18 protein-coding genes are annotated in these 16,438 nt (G+C 62.8%); 7 read left to right on the top strand and 11 right to left on the bottom strand.

Annotation, left to right across the window (positions count from 1 at the left end; genetic code table 11):
* Window positions 1–4 precede the first annotated feature (4 nt).
* Entirely contained in the window at window positions 5–493 is a 489-nt protein-coding gene (locus GGR23_RS02625; RefSeq protein WP_183364557.1) for an NUDIX domain-containing protein, read from the bottom strand.
* Window positions 494–533: 40 nt separating this feature from the next.
* On the opposite strand from GGR23_RS02625, the gene GGR23_RS02620 reads away from it, so the two are divergent.
* Window positions 534–1,448: a metallophosphoesterase family protein gene (locus GGR23_RS02620; protein WP_183364556.1), complete on the top strand. Its 915-nt coding sequence runs from the start codon at window positions 534–536 to the stop codon at window positions 1,446–1,448.
* A 101-nt stretch (window positions 1,449–1,549) separates the two neighbouring features.
* Window positions 1,550–2,110, top strand: a complete 561-nt coding sequence (locus GGR23_RS02615) for a tetratricopeptide repeat protein (protein WP_183364555.1) — start codon at window positions 1,550–1,552, stop codon at window positions 2,108–2,110.
* Here GGR23_RS02615 and GGR23_RS02610 read toward each other — a convergent pair.
* Together GGR23_RS02610 and leuA are read right to left on the bottom strand one after the other, a co-directional pair.
* On the bottom strand, window positions 2,104–2,919 hold the full coding sequence (locus GGR23_RS02610; protein ID WP_183364554.1) for an alpha/beta fold hydrolase: 816 nt from the start codon (window positions 2,917–2,919) through the stop codon (window positions 2,104–2,106). The two genes, GGR23_RS02615 and GGR23_RS02610, sit on opposite strands and share 7 nt — an antisense overlap.
* Window positions 2,920–2,922: 3 nt before the next feature.
* Window positions 2,923–4,641 carry a 2-isopropylmalate synthase gene (gene leuA, locus GGR23_RS02605; RefSeq protein ID WP_183364553.1) on the bottom strand — a complete coding sequence of 573 codons (1,719 nt, stop codon included), beginning with the start codon at window positions 4,639–4,641 and terminating at the stop codon, window positions 2,923–2,925.
* A 424-nt stretch (window positions 4,642–5,065) separates the two neighbouring features.
* Here leuA and GGR23_RS02600 point away from each other — a divergent pair, with 424 nt between their 5' ends.
* Window positions 5,066–5,686, top strand: a complete 621-nt coding sequence (locus GGR23_RS02600) for a DUF2799 domain-containing protein (protein ID WP_210296816.1) — start codon at window positions 5,066–5,068, stop codon at window positions 5,684–5,686.
* Window positions 5,687–5,698: 12 nt separating this feature from the next.
* Here the strand turns inward: GGR23_RS02600 and GGR23_RS02595 are convergent, their stop codons facing one another.
* The 3 genes from GGR23_RS02595 to GGR23_RS02585 form a co-directional block, all read right to left on the bottom strand.
* Window positions 5,699–6,874 (bottom strand): benzoate/H(+) symporter BenE family transporter, encoded by a 1,176-nt coding sequence (locus tag GGR23_RS02595; protein WP_183364552.1) that lies wholly within the window; start codon window positions 6,872–6,874, stop codon window positions 5,699–5,701.
* A 31-nt stretch (window positions 6,875–6,905) separates the two neighbouring features.
* On the bottom strand, window positions 6,906–7,811 hold the full coding sequence (locus tag GGR23_RS02590) for an alpha/beta hydrolase (protein WP_183364551.1): 906 nt from the start codon (window positions 7,809–7,811) through the stop codon (window positions 6,906–6,908).
* A gap of 154 nt (window positions 7,812–7,965) precedes the next feature.
* Window positions 7,966–8,550, bottom strand: a complete 585-nt coding sequence (locus GGR23_RS02585; protein ID WP_183364550.1) for an ATP-dependent Clp protease proteolytic subunit — start codon at window positions 8,548–8,550, stop codon at window positions 7,966–7,968.
* Between the two features lie 252 nt (window positions 8,551–8,802).
* On the opposite strand from GGR23_RS02585, the gene GGR23_RS02580 reads away from it, so the two are divergent.
* On the top strand, window positions 8,803–9,318 hold the full coding sequence (locus tag GGR23_RS02580; protein ID WP_183364549.1) for a HupE/UreJ family protein: 516 nt from the start codon (window positions 8,803–8,805) through the stop codon (window positions 9,316–9,318).
* A 32-nt stretch (window positions 9,319–9,350) separates the two neighbouring features.
* On the opposite strand, the gene queF is transcribed toward GGR23_RS02580, so the two are convergent.
* The 3 genes from queF to GGR23_RS02565 all read right to left on the bottom strand — a co-directional run bounded on the left by queF (window position 9,351) and on the right by GGR23_RS02565 (window position 12,731).
* Window positions 9,351–9,815, bottom strand: coding sequence for a preQ(1) synthase (gene queF / locus GGR23_RS02575; RefSeq protein ID WP_183364548.1), 465 nt, complete (start codon window positions 9,813–9,815; stop codon window positions 9,351–9,353).
* A gap of 115 nt (window positions 9,816–9,930) precedes the next feature.
* Window positions 9,931–12,120: an anthranilate synthase gene (locus GGR23_RS02570; RefSeq protein ID WP_183364547.1), complete on the bottom strand. Its 2,190-nt coding sequence runs from the start codon at window positions 12,118–12,120 to the stop codon at window positions 9,931–9,933.
* A gap of 332 nt (window positions 12,121–12,452) precedes the next feature.
* Complete coding sequence (locus tag GGR23_RS02565) at window positions 12,453–12,731, bottom strand: DUF2442 domain-containing protein (protein ID WP_246364864.1); 279 nt, start codon at window positions 12,729–12,731, stop codon at window positions 12,453–12,455.
* A 175-nt stretch (window positions 12,732–12,906) separates the two neighbouring features.
* On the opposite strand from GGR23_RS02565, the gene GGR23_RS02560 reads away from it, so the two are divergent.
* Entirely contained in the window at window positions 12,907–13,242 is a 336-nt protein-coding gene (locus tag GGR23_RS02560) for a GIY-YIG nuclease family protein (protein WP_183364546.1), read from the top strand.
* A gap of 61 nt (window positions 13,243–13,303) precedes the next feature.
* On the opposite strand, the gene GGR23_RS02555 is transcribed toward GGR23_RS02560, so the two are convergent.
* Window positions 13,304–14,983, bottom strand: coding sequence for a formate--tetrahydrofolate ligase (locus GGR23_RS02555; RefSeq protein ID WP_183364545.1), 1,680 nt, complete (start codon window positions 14,981–14,983; stop codon window positions 13,304–13,306).
* A 13-nt stretch (window positions 14,984–14,996) separates the two neighbouring features.
* On the bottom strand, window positions 14,997–15,296 hold the full coding sequence (locus tag GGR23_RS02550; protein ID WP_183364544.1) for a hypothetical protein: 300 nt from the start codon (window positions 15,294–15,296) through the stop codon (window positions 14,997–14,999).
* Between GGR23_RS02550 and GGR23_RS02545 the strand changes: the two genes are divergently transcribed.
* Window positions 15,274–15,801 carry a TIGR00645 family protein gene (locus GGR23_RS02545; RefSeq protein ID WP_183364543.1) on the top strand — a complete coding sequence of 176 codons (528 nt, stop codon included), beginning with the start codon at window positions 15,274–15,276 and terminating at the stop codon, window positions 15,799–15,801. The genes GGR23_RS02550 and GGR23_RS02545 overlap by 23 nt on opposite strands.
* Before the next feature lie 136 nt (window positions 15,802–15,937).
* Window positions 15,938–16,399 (top strand): Lrp/AsnC ligand binding domain-containing protein, encoded by a 462-nt coding sequence (locus GGR23_RS02540; RefSeq protein WP_183364542.1) that lies wholly within the window; start codon window positions 15,938–15,940, stop codon window positions 16,397–16,399.
* The last annotated feature ends 39 nt before the right edge of the window (window positions 16,400–16,438 follow it).

Here is a 16,438-nt window from a genome sequence, read left to right as displayed (position 1 = left end):
GGCCCTACCAGTGGTGGCTGGGCGGGATTTTCCCGGCCAGTTCCGCCAGCCGGTCGAGCGTCGCCTGGGTGATGCCATCCGGCAGGGCATCGAGAGCGAAGAAGCCGCTTTCGGCAATCTCCCGGTCCGGCTTTCGCGGAGCCGTCTGCCGGACGCGCGCGCGGTAGAGCAGCACGTGGTCGCGACGGCTGATGCGGGTGTTGAAATAGGCATGGAACAGCTCGGGCGGCTCGAGGAGCTCGAGATTTCCCTCCTCCCGCAATTCCTTCTCCAGCGCCTGAAGCGCTGTTTCCCCGCGCTCCACGCCACCCCCCGGCATGTACCATCCGGGCACGTAGGTGTGGCGTACGAGGAAGATGCGGCCGCTCTCGTCGAAGCAGGCGGCGCGCACGCCAAGGGTCATGCCGCGCCGCATGCGGTAGTAGACGTGCAGCATCCGGATGGCCATACGCCGAAGCCGCCCCTCTAGTTCCGGAATGCCGCGCTGACCCATTCTTCTTGCCCCAATCGACTCTGGTGTCTATGTGTCTGCCATGTTCACGCTCGCGCACATTTCCGACATCCACCTCGGCCCGCTGCCGAAGCTCACCCTTCTGGAGCTGGCCTCGAAGCGGATCACCGGCTTTGTGAACTGGCACCGGAACCGGCGCAAGCACCTTTTTCCCAACGCCCTCATCGAGGTGCTGGAGGATATCCGCCTGAAGCAGCCGGATCACCTGGCGATCACCGGCGACCTCGTGAACCTCGCCACGAAGAGCGAGCTTCTGAGCGCGCGCGACTGGCTGGAGATGACCGGAAAGCCGCTCGACACCTCTGTCGTGCCCGGCAATCACGACGCCTATGTCCGCGGCGCCTACGAACGCGCCATGGGTCTCTGGCATGATTATGTCCGGGGCGATTCGACGCCTGCGGTGTACGATCCCGAACGGAAGCTCTTTCCCTATATTCGCCGCCGCGGGCCCGTGGCGCTCATCGGCTGCTCGAGCGCCATCGCGACGCCACCCTTCTCCGCCGCCGGTTTCTTCAGTCCGCGGCAGGCGCGCGAGACGGCGAAGCTCCTGAAAGCAGCGCGGGAAGAGGGCCTCTTCCGCGTCGTGATGATCCACCACCCGCCGGTGCGCGGGGCTGCCGAAACACACAAGCGTCTCGTGGGCATCGGCCGCTTCGCAGAGGTCATGCAGGAAGCGGGCGCGGAGCTCGTCATCCACGGGCATACGCATGTGAACTCGCTGTTCTGGCTGGACGGAGCGGACGGTCGCATACCGGTCGCCGGCATTGCCTCGGCCAGCCAGGGGCCGGGCGGCCACAAGCCGCGCGCCGGCTATAATCTCTTCCGCATTACCGGCTCGCCCGGGCACTGGCATCTCCAGCACGAACGCCACCAGCTAAACCAGGCTGGAACCGGCATGGAACTGACCGCCAACCTGCCGCTCCTGCCCCATCGCTGAGCCGATCACGGGAAGTTCATCGCCCGGCCGGCATCGGACGCATTTGACGGCAGGCCGAAGCGGCCTATTCTTCCTGCATCGCCAGATGGAGGAGGACCACCATGACCAGAACCCTGCCCGGGCTTGCCGCCCTTGCGCTCATCACCGGCCTTGCCGCAGGCTTCGCGGCCCCTGCCTTCGCAGCCGGCGAGGAAACCGACGAGACCTCTCCGCCCCCCAAGACCGAAACCACCACCGAGTGCAAGGATGGAAAGGTCTGGGACAAGAAGAAGAAGGAATGCGTGACGCCCGAGCAGAGCGGCTTCAACGACGACGATCTCTACCGCGCCGCCCGCGAATTCGCCTATGCCGGCCAGTATGAGAATGCGATCCGCGTCCTGCAGCTCGCCGCGAACCAGAACGATCCCCGCATCCTGAACTACCTCGGCTATTCCAACCGCAAGTCGGGCCACATGGAGCTCGGGATGCAGTACTACAAGAAGGCGCTCCAGGCGGACGAGAACTACATTCTTGCGCGCTCCTACATGGGGCAGGCGCTGATCGAGCAGGGTGACGTGAATGCCGCCAAGGTGCAGCTCGTGGAAATCCGCGATCGCGGCGGTGAAGATACCTGGGCCTACCGGTCGCTTCTCCAGGCGCTGAACGGCTACCGGACCTATTGATACGAGGAAGGCGCTTCCTCGCTTCGGGGGAAGCGCCCCTTGATGGCCTTGCTGGCCACGGCCTCTGCCAGGGCTGCCGCAACTGCGTCGGGGCATTCCTCGATCAGCATGTGCCCGTGACCGGGCAGCACCCGCACGCGCACCTCTGACGGCAAGGCGCCGGCCTGCCGCGTGGGCAGAATGGCGTCATCCCCTCCCCACAAGACCGAAACCGGCATCGGCAGCTTGCCGAGTTCCGCGACCGGCAGAACGCCCTGCTGCCCCTCCCCGACGAACATCGCGTCGAAGATGGAGCACAGGGCATCACGGGCGCCGGGCAAGGCGCGAGCCACCGCAAGGGTTTCCATGATCCTGGCCGGAAAGGAGAAGCCGTCCGCGGCCATGGGCGTCAGTGCGGCCCGGAGCGCGTCGGGATCGGCCGCATCCCGCCAGGCAGAAAGGGCTGTGCCGTTGATCTCCGGTCCGAAGCCGCCGGGGGCGAGCAGCGTGAGAGAGCGGACACGCTCCGGCTCGCGCAAGGCCATGAGGGCGGCGACCGCTCCCCCGAGAGAGTGGCCGGCGAGATGGAACTCCGTGACGCCGCGTGCTGCCAGATCGGCGAGAAGGGCCTTCGCCATGCGTCCTGCCCCGCCCGGAGCCTCGGACAGGGAGCGGCCGTGGCCGGGTAGATCGTAGGCAAGAACGGGTACCCGTTCGGAAAGCCTGTCCGCGACCTCCCCCCACACGGCGGAAACGCCACCGAAGCCATGGAGCAGGATCAGGGGCGTTTCGCCCCCTTTCCGGCCGAAGCTTTCGGCGTGCAGCCCCATCGATCAGCCCTTTGCCGACTGTTCCGAAAGCACGCGGTTCGCGGCCGAGACGACCGCTTCCAGCGAGGCTGCCACGATGTTGGTATTGATGCCCACACCGAAGAGCCTGCCGCCCTTGTGCGCCATTTCCATGTAGCAGATGGCCGATGCGTTGGAGCCATGCTGCAGCGAGTGCTCGGAATAGTCCAGAACGCTCATCTCGACGCCCAGATAGGTCGAGAGCGCGTTGACGAAACCGTCGATCGGGCCATTGCCCCGGCCTTCGATGCGCTTCGAAACCCCGTTGTCGATGATTTCGGCATCCACGATCCGCTGGCCCTTGTTGTCGGGGTCGGCGAAGGTGTGATGGTCGACGAACTGGATGCGGGCTCCCGGCTGGTTCACGTAGCGCTCGAGGAAGCGCTCGTAGATCGCCTTCGAGGGAAGCTCCTTGCCCTCTTCGTCGGTGATGCGCTGAATGTCTTCGCGGAACTCGACCTGCAGGTTGCGCGGCAGGTTCAGGCCGTAATCCTCCTGCAGCACATAGGCGATGCCGCCCTTGCCCGACTGGGAGTTGATGCGGATGATCGCCTCGTAGGTCCGGCCCACGTCGCGCGGGTCGATCGGCAGGTAGGGCACTTCCCAGGTGGGCTTGTTGGCAGTCTTGATCGCCTTCATGCCCTTGTTGATCGCATCCTGGTGCGAACCGGAGAAGGCGGTGTAGACCAGCTCGCCCACATAGGGGTGGCGCTCCGGAATGGCCATCTCGTTGGAATATTCATAGACGGCCTTGATGCGCTCGATGTCGGAGCAGTCGAGCTGCGGGTCGACGCCCTGCGTGTACATGTTCAGCGCCAGCGTCACCACGTCGACATTGCCGGTGCGCTCGCCATTGCCGAAGAGCGTGCCTTCCACGCGGTCCGCACCCGCCATCAGGCCGAGCTCGGTGGCGGCGATGCCGGTGCCGCGGTCATTGTGCGGATGCAGGGAGACGATGATGTTCTCGCGATTGTCGATGTTGCGGCACATCCATTCGATCTGGTCGGCATAGATGTTGGGCGTCGACATCTCCACCGTGGACGGCAGGTTGAGGATCAGCTTGTTGTCCGCCGTCGGCCGGACCTCGGCAATCACGGCATTGCAGATTTCCAGCGCCACCTCGAGCTCCGTGCCGGTGAAGCTTTCGGGGGAATACTCGAAGCGATAGTTGCCACCCGCCTTGGCGGCCATGTCGGTGATCATCTTTGCGGCATCGACGGCAATCTGCTTGATGCCCGCGACGTCCTTGCCGAAAACCACGCGCCGCTGCAGCTCGCTCGTGGAATTGTAGAAGTGGATGATCGGCCGGTGAGCGCCTTCGAGTGCCTCGAAGGTGCGGGTGATCAGCTCGGGGCGGCATTGCACCAGCACCTGCAGCGACACGTCGTCAGGCACATTGCCCTCTTCCACGCACCAGCGGGCGAAGTCGAAGTCGGTCTGGGACGCGGAGGGGAACCCGATCTCGATTTCCTTGAAGCCCATGTCGAGCAGCAGGTTGAACATCCTTGCCTTGCGGTCGTGGCCCATCGGGTTGACCAGCGACTGGTTGCCGTCGCGCAGGTCCACCGAGCACCAGATCGGCGCCTTGGTGATCGCTTTCGACGGCCAGGTGCGATCCGGCAGGTTGACCTGCGGATAGGGCTGGTACTTGTTGGCGGCTTCGGGCATGCCCTTCTTGCGGGCAACGGAAGTCTTGGCGTCCATGTCAGTCTCGTCTCATCATCTTGGACCGCAGTTTCGGCACCGCTCATACCCTGTTTGACAGCGGCTGGCGATAGGCTGCGGGACCCTCAAAGGTCTAATTCAGCGAAAGGTTTCTGGTGAGGAGCTCTTAGCCAAACGGCTTGCCCGGCCGCCGGGCGCTCCTCAACGGACCCGGCAACCGCGGATAAGGCCGAGAAGAAGAAGCGAGTTTGGAACACGCGAAGGCATCGCCGCCGGTACGGAGCCGGAGGCGGACATGACAGCAATGAAAGCGGTCCCTGTGTTCATGGGGCGAAACCTACAGCGGCATCGGGCCCCGGGTCAAGTGTGTCGCCCTGCAAATCCGCGCATGGATTAGTCCAGAATTTGCCCTTTGCGCCTCCGGGAAAAGCCGTTAGCTTTTCTCAACTTCCAGGGGATCATCATGCGTATTCTTCTCGCTTTCGCCATGGGGCTGTGTCTTTTCGGCCTCGCATCCTGTTACTCGCTCACCAAGGAAGAATGCGCCGCCGCCGATTGGCGTGTCATCGGCGAATCCGACGGCGCGGCTGGCTATGATCCGCAGAGCCGTTTTGCCGACCACACGAAGTCCTGCGCCCGCATCAAGGTCGTGCCCGACCAGTCGCAATGGAACGAAGGCTACAAGGTCGGCGTGCTGCGCTATTGCACTCCGATGAACGGTCTTGCCCGTGGCGAGGCCGGGGATGCCTATTACAACGTATGCCCGCCCGATCGCTCGGCAGGCTTCCTCAAGGGCTATGGCATCGGCCAGAACGCCCACAAGGCGCGCAACCGTGTCTCGGAGCTCAGGAACGACATCTCCTCCAAGCGATCGCAGATGGACGAGCGCTATGCGCTCCTGAAGCAAACCAAGGACGAGGCGGAGTATCGGCGCATCCGGGCCGAGATCGATGACCTCGACCGGCAGATGCGCTGGTCTCGCGATTATCTGCGCGATGCGGAATTCGATCTGCAGGATGCGGAGCGCGAGGTGCAGGTGTTCCGCCAGAACCCGAATGCGATCCTGCTGCCCTCGCCCTATTGATCAGGGCGCTGCTCAGCGCCGCGCCACCCGCGCCAGACCCATGGCGAGGCCGCCGGCGAGAAGGCCCCAGAAGGCGCCGGAAATGCCGGCAAAGGTGACGCCCGAGGCGGTGACGATGAAGGTCACCGCCGCTGCTTCGCGGGTTTCGGGCTCCTTCAGCGCCGCAAATGCCGAACCGGAGAAGGCGCCCACCAGCGCCAGCCCGGCGACGGCCTGGATCAGAACCGGCGGCGCGAGCGCCACGAAACCCGTCACCGCACCGGCCAGAAGGCCGAAGACGACATAGCCGATCCCGGCGATGACGGCCGCCCAATAGCGCCGCGCGGGATCCGGATGCGCATCCTCGCCCGCGCACATGGCCGCCGTGATGGCCGCAAGGTTCACCGCATGGCCGCCGAAAGGGGCCGAGAACAGCGAAAACAGGCCTGTGGTCGCGAAAAGCGGGCCGGGATTGGGTTCGTACTGATTGACCTTCAGCACGGCAATGCCGGGAATGTTCTGCGAGGCCATGGTGACGATGAAGAGCGGCAGGCCGATCGAAACGATGCTGGCGAGGTGGAATTCCGGCTTCACGAGAAGAACCGTCGGGCCAAGGGATTGAGCCCAGCTGGCAAAAGCCCCCTCGGGTATGTCGACACCGAAGGCCAGCACGCCGGCAAAGGCGATCAGCGCTGCCGGCACCGCATAAAGCCGCTTCCAGGCGCCCACCACGAGCCAGGCAAGCACGATGGGCAGGCCGAAGGCCGGGTTGAACGACACAGCCTTGACCGGCGCATAGCAGAGGCCGACCAGCACGCCTGCCAGCATGGCATTGGCAAGCGGCGCCGGAATGGCCGCCACAGCGCGGCCGAGGGGCTTGAACAGCCCGGCGATGACGATCAGGATCGCGCAGACGATGAAGGCGCCGACGGCCGCATTGAACCCACCCACGGCTGCCCCTGCGCTGACGAGCAGGGCCGCGCCCGGCGTCGACCAGGCGATGCTGACCGGAAGCCGTGTCGAGAAGCTGAGCACGATGGCGCAGAGGCCCATGGAAATGGAAAGCGCCATCAGGCCGGAAGCAGCCTGCGCATCGCTAGCGCCGACGCCCTTGAGGCCCTGAAGCACGACGGCAAAGGAGCTCGCAAAGCCAACGAACGCGGTGAGAAGGCCCATGAAGAAGGCCTGCGGGGAGAGATCTTTCAGCATGGGCGGACGGTCCGTAGGGGCGGTTATGTCGTCAGAGAGTACGGGCGAACCAGTCGGTGGTCTTCGCGAGCACATCCTCCGCCTTGGACTGGTCGTCGCCAAGGACGTTGAAGATGTGGTCGGCTTCGGGAATGACGTGGGTCAGCTTGGTCTGGCCCTTGGCGAGGCTCGCGAATTTCACCAGATAGGCCGCAGAGCCATCCTTTGCACCGGCAATCGCCATGTAGGCGCCGGGATATTTCGCAATGGCATCGTCCAGCCGGTGCTGTTCCAGATTGTCGAAAAACGCCTGCTTGAGGGCGATGGTGCGCCAGCCGAGATCGAGACCGACGACGCCATCTTCCTTCGCCCGGTCGAAGGCCTTCTGGCCGAGGCTGGCAAGAAAATCCGCCTTGAAATCGCCAACCGAAGACCAGGTTGCGAGCGACTTGATCTTCTGGGGCTCGTCGGCGGCGGCCAGCATGGCAACACCCCCGCCAAGGCTGAAGCCGAGCACGCCGACACGGGCGCTGTCGATGCCCTTCACCTTGGTGAGATAGGCGAGACCGACCTTCGCATCTTCCAGCTGGCTGTCGATCGTGGTGGACCCGGTGTCACCGTCGCTCTTGCCGAAGCCGCGGAAATCGATGCGCAGCGAGGCGATGCCCCGGGCTGCGAGCGCTTCCGCCTGCCGGGCAAAGAGGTTGCCCACCTCATTGCGGCTGCTGCCGAAGCCATGCAGCATCAGGACCGCCGGCGCGGGCGCGGATTCCGGTTTCACCGAATCGGGAATGTTGAGCGTGGCGGCAATGCCCCCGTTCAGCGTCACGGTCGTCTCGCCCGCCATGGCGGGGAGCGCCCCGAGGAGCATCGCCGAAAGACCCGCTGCAGCGATCCATCGCGCGCCAGCGGACCTGCGGCTCCTGCCTTCCGTATCTTCCCGTGTCGATAAGCTCATCGATGCCTCCCGGCCTGTTCCAAAGGCCAGATCTAGCGCGCCTTCACCCGCGGGACTATTCCGATAAATAGCGCTCCGTTACAAGAGCTTTCCGACAAACGGGAAAGGGCGCCCCTTTCGGCGCGCCCTTGAGATGTCGAGGGGGACGTCCGGCTCAGGCGCCGATTTCGTCCTGCGAGGAAATGACCTTGGAGACCAGACCGTATTCCCGGGCTTCCTCGGCGGAAAGCCAGTAGTCGCGGTCGGTGTCCTTGGCGATCTTTTCGATCGGCTGGCCGGTTGCGGCCGCGAAGATCTTGTTGAGCCGCTCGTTCATCTTGATGATTTCGCGGGCCTGGATCTCGATGTCCGAGGCCATGCCGCGCGTACCGCCGGACGGCTGGTGCAGCAGGAAGCGGGTGTTGGCCAGGCACAGCCGGCGCTCCTTGGGAACGCTGACATAGATCAGGGCGCCAGCAGAGGCGACCCAGCCGGTGCCGATCATCCAGACCTTCGGCTTGATGAACTTGATCATGTCGTGGATCGAATCGCCCGACTCCACGTGGCCGCCCGGGGAGTTGACGAAAATGCGGATGTCCTCGTCGCTGGCCGCGGCAAGCGCCACGAGCTGCGAGCACACCTTCTGCGCCAGTTCCATGTTGATCGGGCCGTAAATGAAGATCGAACGGGACTTGAACAGGTTCGCTTCCGTTTCCTTGCCCAGCGGCAGTTCGGTCTTCTTGTCGTCTTCTTCGCTCATCAACCATCTCCAGATGTCAGTCCTAAAGCAGATAATGCGAGTCAGGGGGGATGACAATGGAAGAAAGCGGCAAGCGGCCAAAGGGTGAAGGAATGCTTATCCCGCAGAACCGGCTTCGGCACTGCACAGGGAGACCCGCCAATGCCAAAAAAATCTTGTTCAGGGTATGGACAGGCCGCCCCGATGCGGCTCTTCTTGTGCAACGCAACATGCGCGCCGGCTGCCGATCCCTTGCACGAAGGAACCCTGTCGATGAAAAAACTGGCTTTCCTCATCCCCCTTCTCATCGCTTCGCCTGCCTTTGCCCATGGAGGCCACGGGGCGGAGGCCGGACTGGCCGCCGGGCTCCTGCACCCGCTGACCGGGTTCGATCACCTGGCCGCGATGATGGCGGCCGGGCTTGCCGCCTCGTCCTTCCGGTCGAAGTTCGCCGCGGGGCTGGCAGCCGCCTTTCTGGCCGCCATGGCAGGCGGCTTCGCCGTGGCGCTGGGCGGCGTGGCACTACCGGCCGTTGAGGGCATGATCCTCCTGTCCGTTGCCGTCATTGCAGGACTTGCCCTCCTCCCGCAGCGTTATCCGGCCTCGCTCGCCCTCTTCGCCGGCTTCGCCCTCTTCCATGGGCACGCCCACGGTCTGGAAACGAGTGGCGACCCCGCGAGCTTCGCGCTGGGCTTCCTGGTGACCTCCGCCACCCTGATTGCAACCGGCTTCCTCGCCGGCCGTCTGCTGCGCCGGGCAAGCCCCGTTCTCCTGCCCGCCATCCGGTAAGAAAAAAGGGGGCAGCGCCCCCTCCTCCGGTCTCAGCCGCGCCCGCGATAGGGCGCCACCCCCTGATCCGGCAGCCAGACATTCTCGGGCGGCGCACCGGTCTGCCAGAAGACATCGATGGGAATGCCGCCGCGCGGATACCAGTAAGCACCGATCCGCAGCCACTTGGGCTCCAGAAGGGCGACCAGCCGCTTGGCGATGTCGATCGAGCAATCCTCGTGGAAGGCACCGTGATTGCGGAAGGAATGCAGATAGAGCTTCAGCGACTTCGACTCCACCAACCACTCGTTCGGCACGTAATCGATGACGATATGGGCGAAATCCGGCTGGCCCGTCATCGGGCAGATGGAGGTGAATTCCGGTGCCGTGAAGCGCACCACGTAATCGGTGCCCGCATGCGAGGCAGGAACGCGCTCCAGCACGGCCTCCTCGGGGTTTTTGGGGGCTTCCACATTCTGGCCGAGCTGGGAGAGGCCTGACACGTCGGTCTTGCCCATGAGCATTCTCCTTTGACGTTATGGCGCAAGACAGGCGCCAAACAAAAAACCGCGCCGGCAAGACAGGCCGGCGCGGCTTCCTTTAACGCCAATCCCTTTCGGGAGATAGGGTCTCTCAGGCGGCCTTGGTCTTTGCCTTGCGCGAAAGATGGGCCACAACGTTCTCGATCATCCGCATGCCGGCATCGCCGCCGAGCGTCATGATCGATTCCGGATGGAACTGCACCGCCGCAATCGGCTCCTTCGTGTGCTCGATACCCATGATCGTGCCATCCTCGGTTTCCGCCGTGATCACGAAATCCCGCGGCAGCGTCGTCGGATCGGCGAAGATCGAGTGATAGCGCCCGACCGTCACTTCCTTGCCGAGACCGGAGAAGACAATGCCCGGCTCCAGCACGCGGATGCGGGACGGCTTGCCGTGCATGGGGATCGCCAGATGGCGGAGCTCCCCGCCATAGGCTTCCGCCAGAGCCTGCAGACCGAGGCAGACGCCGAAGACCGGCAGATCGCGGGCCCGCGCCTTCCTGATCGTCGCCTTGCAATCGAAATCCTTGGGGCTGCCCGGCCCGGGCGACAGCACGACCAGATCCGGGTTCAGCCGGTCGAAGATTTCCTCCGGCACGGGCGTGCGCACGGTGGAAACGGTGGCGCCCGTCTGGCGGAAATAATTCGCCAGCGTGTGCACGAAGCTGTCCTCGTGATCGACGAGCAGGATGTTGACCCCCGTCCCGACCTTGGCCGCATCGCGGCCCTTGCTCTCGGAATTGGCGCTCTTGGCATCACGGATCGCGGCAATCATGGCGGAGGCCTTCAGTTCGGTTTCGGCTTCTTCTTCCTGCGGAATGGAATCGTTGAGCAAGGTAGCGCCCGCCCGCACTTCGGCAATGCCATCCTTGATGCGAACGGTGCGCAGCGTGAGCCCCGTGTTCATGTCGCCGTTGAAGCCCACCATGCCGATGGCGCCACCATACCAGGCGCGCGGGCTCTTCTCATGCGCCTCGATGAAGCGCATCGCCCAGAGCTTCGGCGCACCCGTGACGGTCACCGCCCAGGCATGGCTGAGAAAGCCGTCGAAGGCATCCATGCCATCCCGCAGACGCCCTTCGATATGGTCGACTGTGTGGATGAGACGGGAATACATCTCGATCTGCCTGCGGCCGATGACCTTCACCGAGCCCGGCTCGCAGACCCTGCTCTTGTCGTTGCGGTCCACGTCCGAGCACATGGTGAGCTCGGATTCGTCTTTCTTGGAGTTGAGCAGCTTGAGGATCTGCTCGCTGTCGGCGATCGGGTCGTCGCCGCGCTTGATCGTGCCGGAGATCGGGCAGGTCTCGATCCGGCGGCCGGAAACGCGCACGAACATTTCGGGCGAGGCGCCGACCAGATATTCCTGTGCGCCGAGATTGATGAAGAAGGAATAGGGCGACGGATTGATCGCCTTGAGGCGCTTGGATATCGCCGAAGGCTTGCTTTCGCAGCGCTCCATGAACTTCTGGCCCGGCACCACTTCGAAGAGATCGCCGCGTCGGAAGCTCTCCTTCGCCTTGACAACCAGCTCGGAATATTCGCCCGGACGATGATCGCCACGGGGCGGGATCGTGTCGGTCATGCGGAAGGGCTCGGGCGCGATATCGCCCGCCTTGCCCGCCGTCGTCTGGCCGTTCATCTCGAAATCATAGCGGTCGATCCACGCCTTGGCGGCGTAGTTGTCCACCACGAGGATCTCGTCCGGGATGTAGAGCACCATGTCGCGCTGGTCGGCCGGGCGCTCGAGCTTGAAGTCGATGGCATCGAACTGGAAGGCGAGATCGTAACCGAAGGCACCGTAGAAGCCGAGATTGGCATCGGCCGAGGAGTGGAAGAGATCGGTGATCGCGCGCAGGACCGTAAAGACGGTCGGGATCTTCGAGCGCTCCTCCTCGGTAAAGGCCCGATCCGGATCCTTCACCTTGAGATCGACGCGGCGGGGCGCAACGCCGGTGATGGAAATCTCGTCCACCGTCTCCAGCTTGCGGCTGATGAAGGAGAGCAGCACCTCGCCCCGCTCGTTATAGGCCTCCAGCCAGACACGGCGCCCGAAGCTCGACAGCCCGACCGGCGGATCGATGATCGCCGTGTCCCAGCGGGTGTAGCGGCCCGGATATTCATAGTTCGAGGAGAAAACGCAGCCGCGCCGTTCGTCGAGCCGGTCCACATAGGACGAGACCGCATCCGCATAGGGCGTGGAGCGCCGCTGGCGGGTGACGGTGATGCCCCCCTTCGTCTCGTAGATCTCAGCGCCGTCATCCCGGATGATCGTGGCCATTCTCGCATTCCCCTTCTGCTCTCTGCCCGGGCTGGAGGCGGGTAACAAAAAAGCCGCCTCGAAACTTTCGGGCGGCTTGGTCTTTCGTCCCTTGTGGACATGACTGGTCAAGGCCGCCTCAGCGAGCCCACCACCAGTTTGCAATCATGTTCAAGGACGTGTTCATGGCCGTATTTTCTAGCGGCAGATTGGATGCGGCGCAAGGGAAAAGCGTCAGCTTTTCTTCGGTCGCCCGCCCATTCGGCCATTATCGCGGGCAGCACGCGCCTTGGCTTCCGAGCGGGCCGAGCCCGCCTGTTGTGCCAGCCAGCGCCGGGTGCCGAAAAGACCCATCAGAAGCCGGGAACCGAGAGGTCTACATCCAGTTTCGGAAAGCGGATGCCTGTCCCTGTGCCGGCAACGCGTACCTCCTTCAGATCTTCCTGGGCGGCCTCTGCGAGCTCGGCCACCAGCGACACGGGGAAGGTGAAGGTGCAGCCGTTGCGCAACGCCACCTGCACCCGTCGGCCAGCATCGTCATAGTGCACGGCAGAAGCCCGGGGTTCCGCCCTGTCTGCTTCAACACCGCGTTCCATCGCGGGGGTGAACTGCTCGTCCGTCAGTTCAGCCATGAAGTTCTGCCCACTTCGCTATATGATCTAGCCCATATCGCAGTCGAAAACTTAGGCAAGCCAATCCGATAAATGAACACAATTTATAATCCACTAATTTTCGCATTTACTTTATCACAAGCTAAGCAGTATAACGTCATTGTTCTCGAAACGTTTCGTGAACATACCCTCCCCAATGAAGGATTTCACCGTGTACAGTTATGTTAATTGGAAAGGCTCCTCCGGAATTCAATACCGATTTGAGGTCCTGCAGGCAGGAAACGAACCAACAGAGCTACCGGGCATCTATATACTATCAAAAGCCACGCGTGAGGGCTGTGAAGCAATATACATCGGCCAGGCCATCGACATGAAGCGGCGACTGAGAAATCATGAGAAACTACGCCCCGCACTTCAGTTGGGGGTAAACGAAATTCACCTTATGCTTGCGCCCGCAGATGATGAAGTCAGAAAATCTATCGAAAGCGATCTGATCTCTCGTTGGCAGCCCCCTCTAAACCATAAGGGCTGATTGAAAAACCCGGCGCATCGCTGCGCCGGGCTCTTTGTTTCTGAACCTTCGAAACCGGTTCTTAGAACAGGCCTTCGATGTAGCCCTGTTCGTTGAGGTAGATCTTTTCCGAGGACGGGACCTTCGGCAGGCCCGGCATGGTCATGATCTCGCCGGTGATGACGACGATGAAGCCGGCGCCGGCGGAGAGGCGAACCTCACGGACCGGAACGGTGTGGCCCGACGGCGCGCCGCGCAGGTTCGGGTCGGTCGAGAAGGAGTACTGGGTCTTGGCCATGCAGATCGGCAGGTTGCCGTAGCCCTGCTCTTCCCACGAACGCAGCTGGTCGCGGACCGACTTGTCGGCGATGACTTCGCCGGCATGGTAGATGGACTTGGCAATGGTTTCGATCTTTTCGAACAGCGGCATTTCATCCGGATAGAGCGGAGCGAACTGCGACTGGCCGGATTCGGCAAGCTCGACGACCTTGCGGGCGAGGTCTTCGATGCCGGCAGAGCCGTGGGCCCAGTGCTTGCAGAGGATGGCTTCGGCGCCAAGCGTGGCGACGTAGTCCTTGATCGCCTGGATTTCGCCGTCGGTGTCCGAGTAGAAGTGGTTGATGCCGACAACGACAGGCACGCCGAACTTCTTCACGTTCTGGATGTGGCGGCCGAGGTTGGCGCAGCCCTTCTTGACCGCGTCGATGTTTTCCTTGCCGAGGTCTTCCTTCTTCACGCCGCCGTTCATCTTCATGGCGCGGGCGGTCGCGACGATGACGGCAACGTCAGGCGAGAGACCGGCCTTGCGGCACTTGATGTCGAAGAACTTTTCCGCGCCGAGGTCGGCACCGAAGCCGGCTTCGGTGACCACATATTCACCGAGCTTCAGCGCGGTGGTGGTGGCAACGACCGAGTTGCAGCCGTGGGCGATGTTGGCGAACGGACCGCCATGCACGAAGGCCGGGTTGTGTTCCAGAGTCTGCACGAGGTTCGGCTGCATGGCGTCCTTGAGCAGAACGGTCATGGCGCCATCGGCCTTGATGTCGCGGGCAAAGACCGGGGTCTTGTCGCGGCGGTAGCCGATGATGATGTTGCCGAGACGCTTTTCCAGGTCCTTCAGGTCGTTGGAAAGGCAGAGAATCGCCATCACTTCGGAAGCGACGGTGATGTCGAAGCCGGCTTCACGCGGATAGCCGTTGGCAACGCCGCCGAGCGAGCAGACGATCTCGCGCAGCGCGCGGTCGTTCATGTCCATCACGCGGCGCCATGCGATGCGGCGGATGTCGATGTTCTGCTCGTTGCCCCAGTAGATGTGGTTGTCGATCAGTGCTGCCAGTAGGTTATGGGCAGAGGTGATGGCGTGGAAGTCACCCGTGAAGTGCAGGTTCATGTCTTCCATCGGAACGACCTGGGCATAACCGCCGCCAGCCGCGCCACCCTTCACGCCGAAGCAGGGCCCGAGCGAAGCTTCGCGGATGCAGATCACGGCCTTCTTGCCGATGCGGTTCAGGCCGTCGCCGAGGCCAACGGTCGTCGTCGTCTTGCCTTCGCCTGCCGGCGTCGGATTGATGGCGGTCACGAGAACGAGCTTGCCGTTCTTCTTGTCCTTCTGCTGGGCGATGAATTCGGCGGAGATCTTCGCCTTGTCATGACCGTAGGGCAGCAGATGCTCGGACGGAATGCCAAGCTTGGCACCGATCTCGAGGATCGGCTTCTTTTTCGCGGCGCGCGCGATTTCGATATCGGACTTCACTTCTGCCATTTGAATTCGCTCCCTAGGCAAACAGATGGAAAGGCAAGATGGGCGCAATAGAGCCCCAATCGGAGATGAAATCCACGCCGGGTTCAGCCACCTTGTTGATCAATTGCGACATTCTGTCCACGCCGCTGCCGCCGCCTGAACCGGAAGTTCGCGGTCGGATCGGAGGGTGTCTTTCATAAGCGGCATGCATGTCGCTTTTCGGCCGCGAACGCTCCGGAGCGCTTGAAGAGCGGGCCCCTCCCGTGCCAAATGCACCGCAAATCTGCCGTTCAACGGGAATTTGCATCTCCATGAAGTCGATCGAGCTGATCATCGAACGCATCATCCTCTCAAGCCGCTGGCTGCTGGTTGTGTTCTACATGGGCCTGGTGGGGGCCCTGGCCATCTATGCGCTGTCCTTCCTGGGGAAGTTCTACAAGGTCGCGATCCATGTCTTCGACTATGACGAAGCGGGGATGATCCTGGCGATCCTCGGCCTCATCGACGCCGCGCTCGTCGCAAGCCTCATCGTGATGGTGATGATCTCCGGTTACGAGAATTTCGTGTCGCGATTCGAGGAAGCGGAAGACAAGGAGACGGAAAACGAGGTCTCCTTCCTCGGCAAGCTCGACAGCGGCAGCCTCAAGATCAAGGTCGCGTCCTCGATCGTGGCGATTTCCTCGATCCACCTGCTGCAGGTCTTCATGAACGCGAGCCAGTATGAAAACGACAAGCTCATGTGGTTCACGATCATCCATCTCGCCTTCGTGCTGTCGGCGCTGATGCTCGGCGTTCTGGAAAAGATGGTGGCCAAGAAGAAGGCGAGCCCGGAAGGCTGAGCCCCGGGGGCGTCACCGGCCTGCGGGCGTCAATGGGCCGCGTGCCCGGCGGGCGCCTTGCGAGTTGATCTTGCCGCGGGTTTTTGTAAGGTTTTCTGGTTGCAAAAATGGCTGGGCAGAAAAGGGACAGGGAAAAATGAAGGAACTTGACCGGCTCGACCGCAAAATCCTCCGGGCACTCCAGAAGGAAGGCCGTCTGTCCAACATCGAGCTGTCCGAGAGGGTCAATCTCTCCCCGACCGCCACGGCCGAGCGGGTCAAGCGGCTCACGCGCGACGGCTACATCACCGGCTACATGGCGATCCTTTCGCCCGAGAAGCTCGGCCGCAACCTTCTGGTCTTCGTCGAGGTCAAGCTCGACCGCACCACCCCCGATGTTTTCGACAGCTTCAATGCCGCCGTGAAACGTTCGGACGACGTCATGGAATGTCACATGATTGCAGGCGGCTTCGATTATCTCGTAAAGGCGCGAGTCGCAGGCATGGAAGCCTACCGCCAGTTCCTGTCCGAAGTGATTCTCCCGCTTCCGGGCGTCCGGGAGACCCATACCTACGCGGTAATGGAAGAGGTAAAGGGCACGGCTCTCTTGCCTGTTTGAGGCATTTAGCGGCCATTTGGCGACCGTTTTAGAACAGCA

It is taken from the genome of Gellertiella hungarica, assembly GCF_014197145.1.
Taxonomy (GTDB): domain Bacteria; phylum Pseudomonadota; class Alphaproteobacteria; order Rhizobiales; family Rhizobiaceae; genus Gellertiella; species Gellertiella hungarica.
The sequence above is the reverse complement of the archived record's forward strand: the minus strand, read 5'-3'. Positions and strand labels throughout refer to the sequence as shown.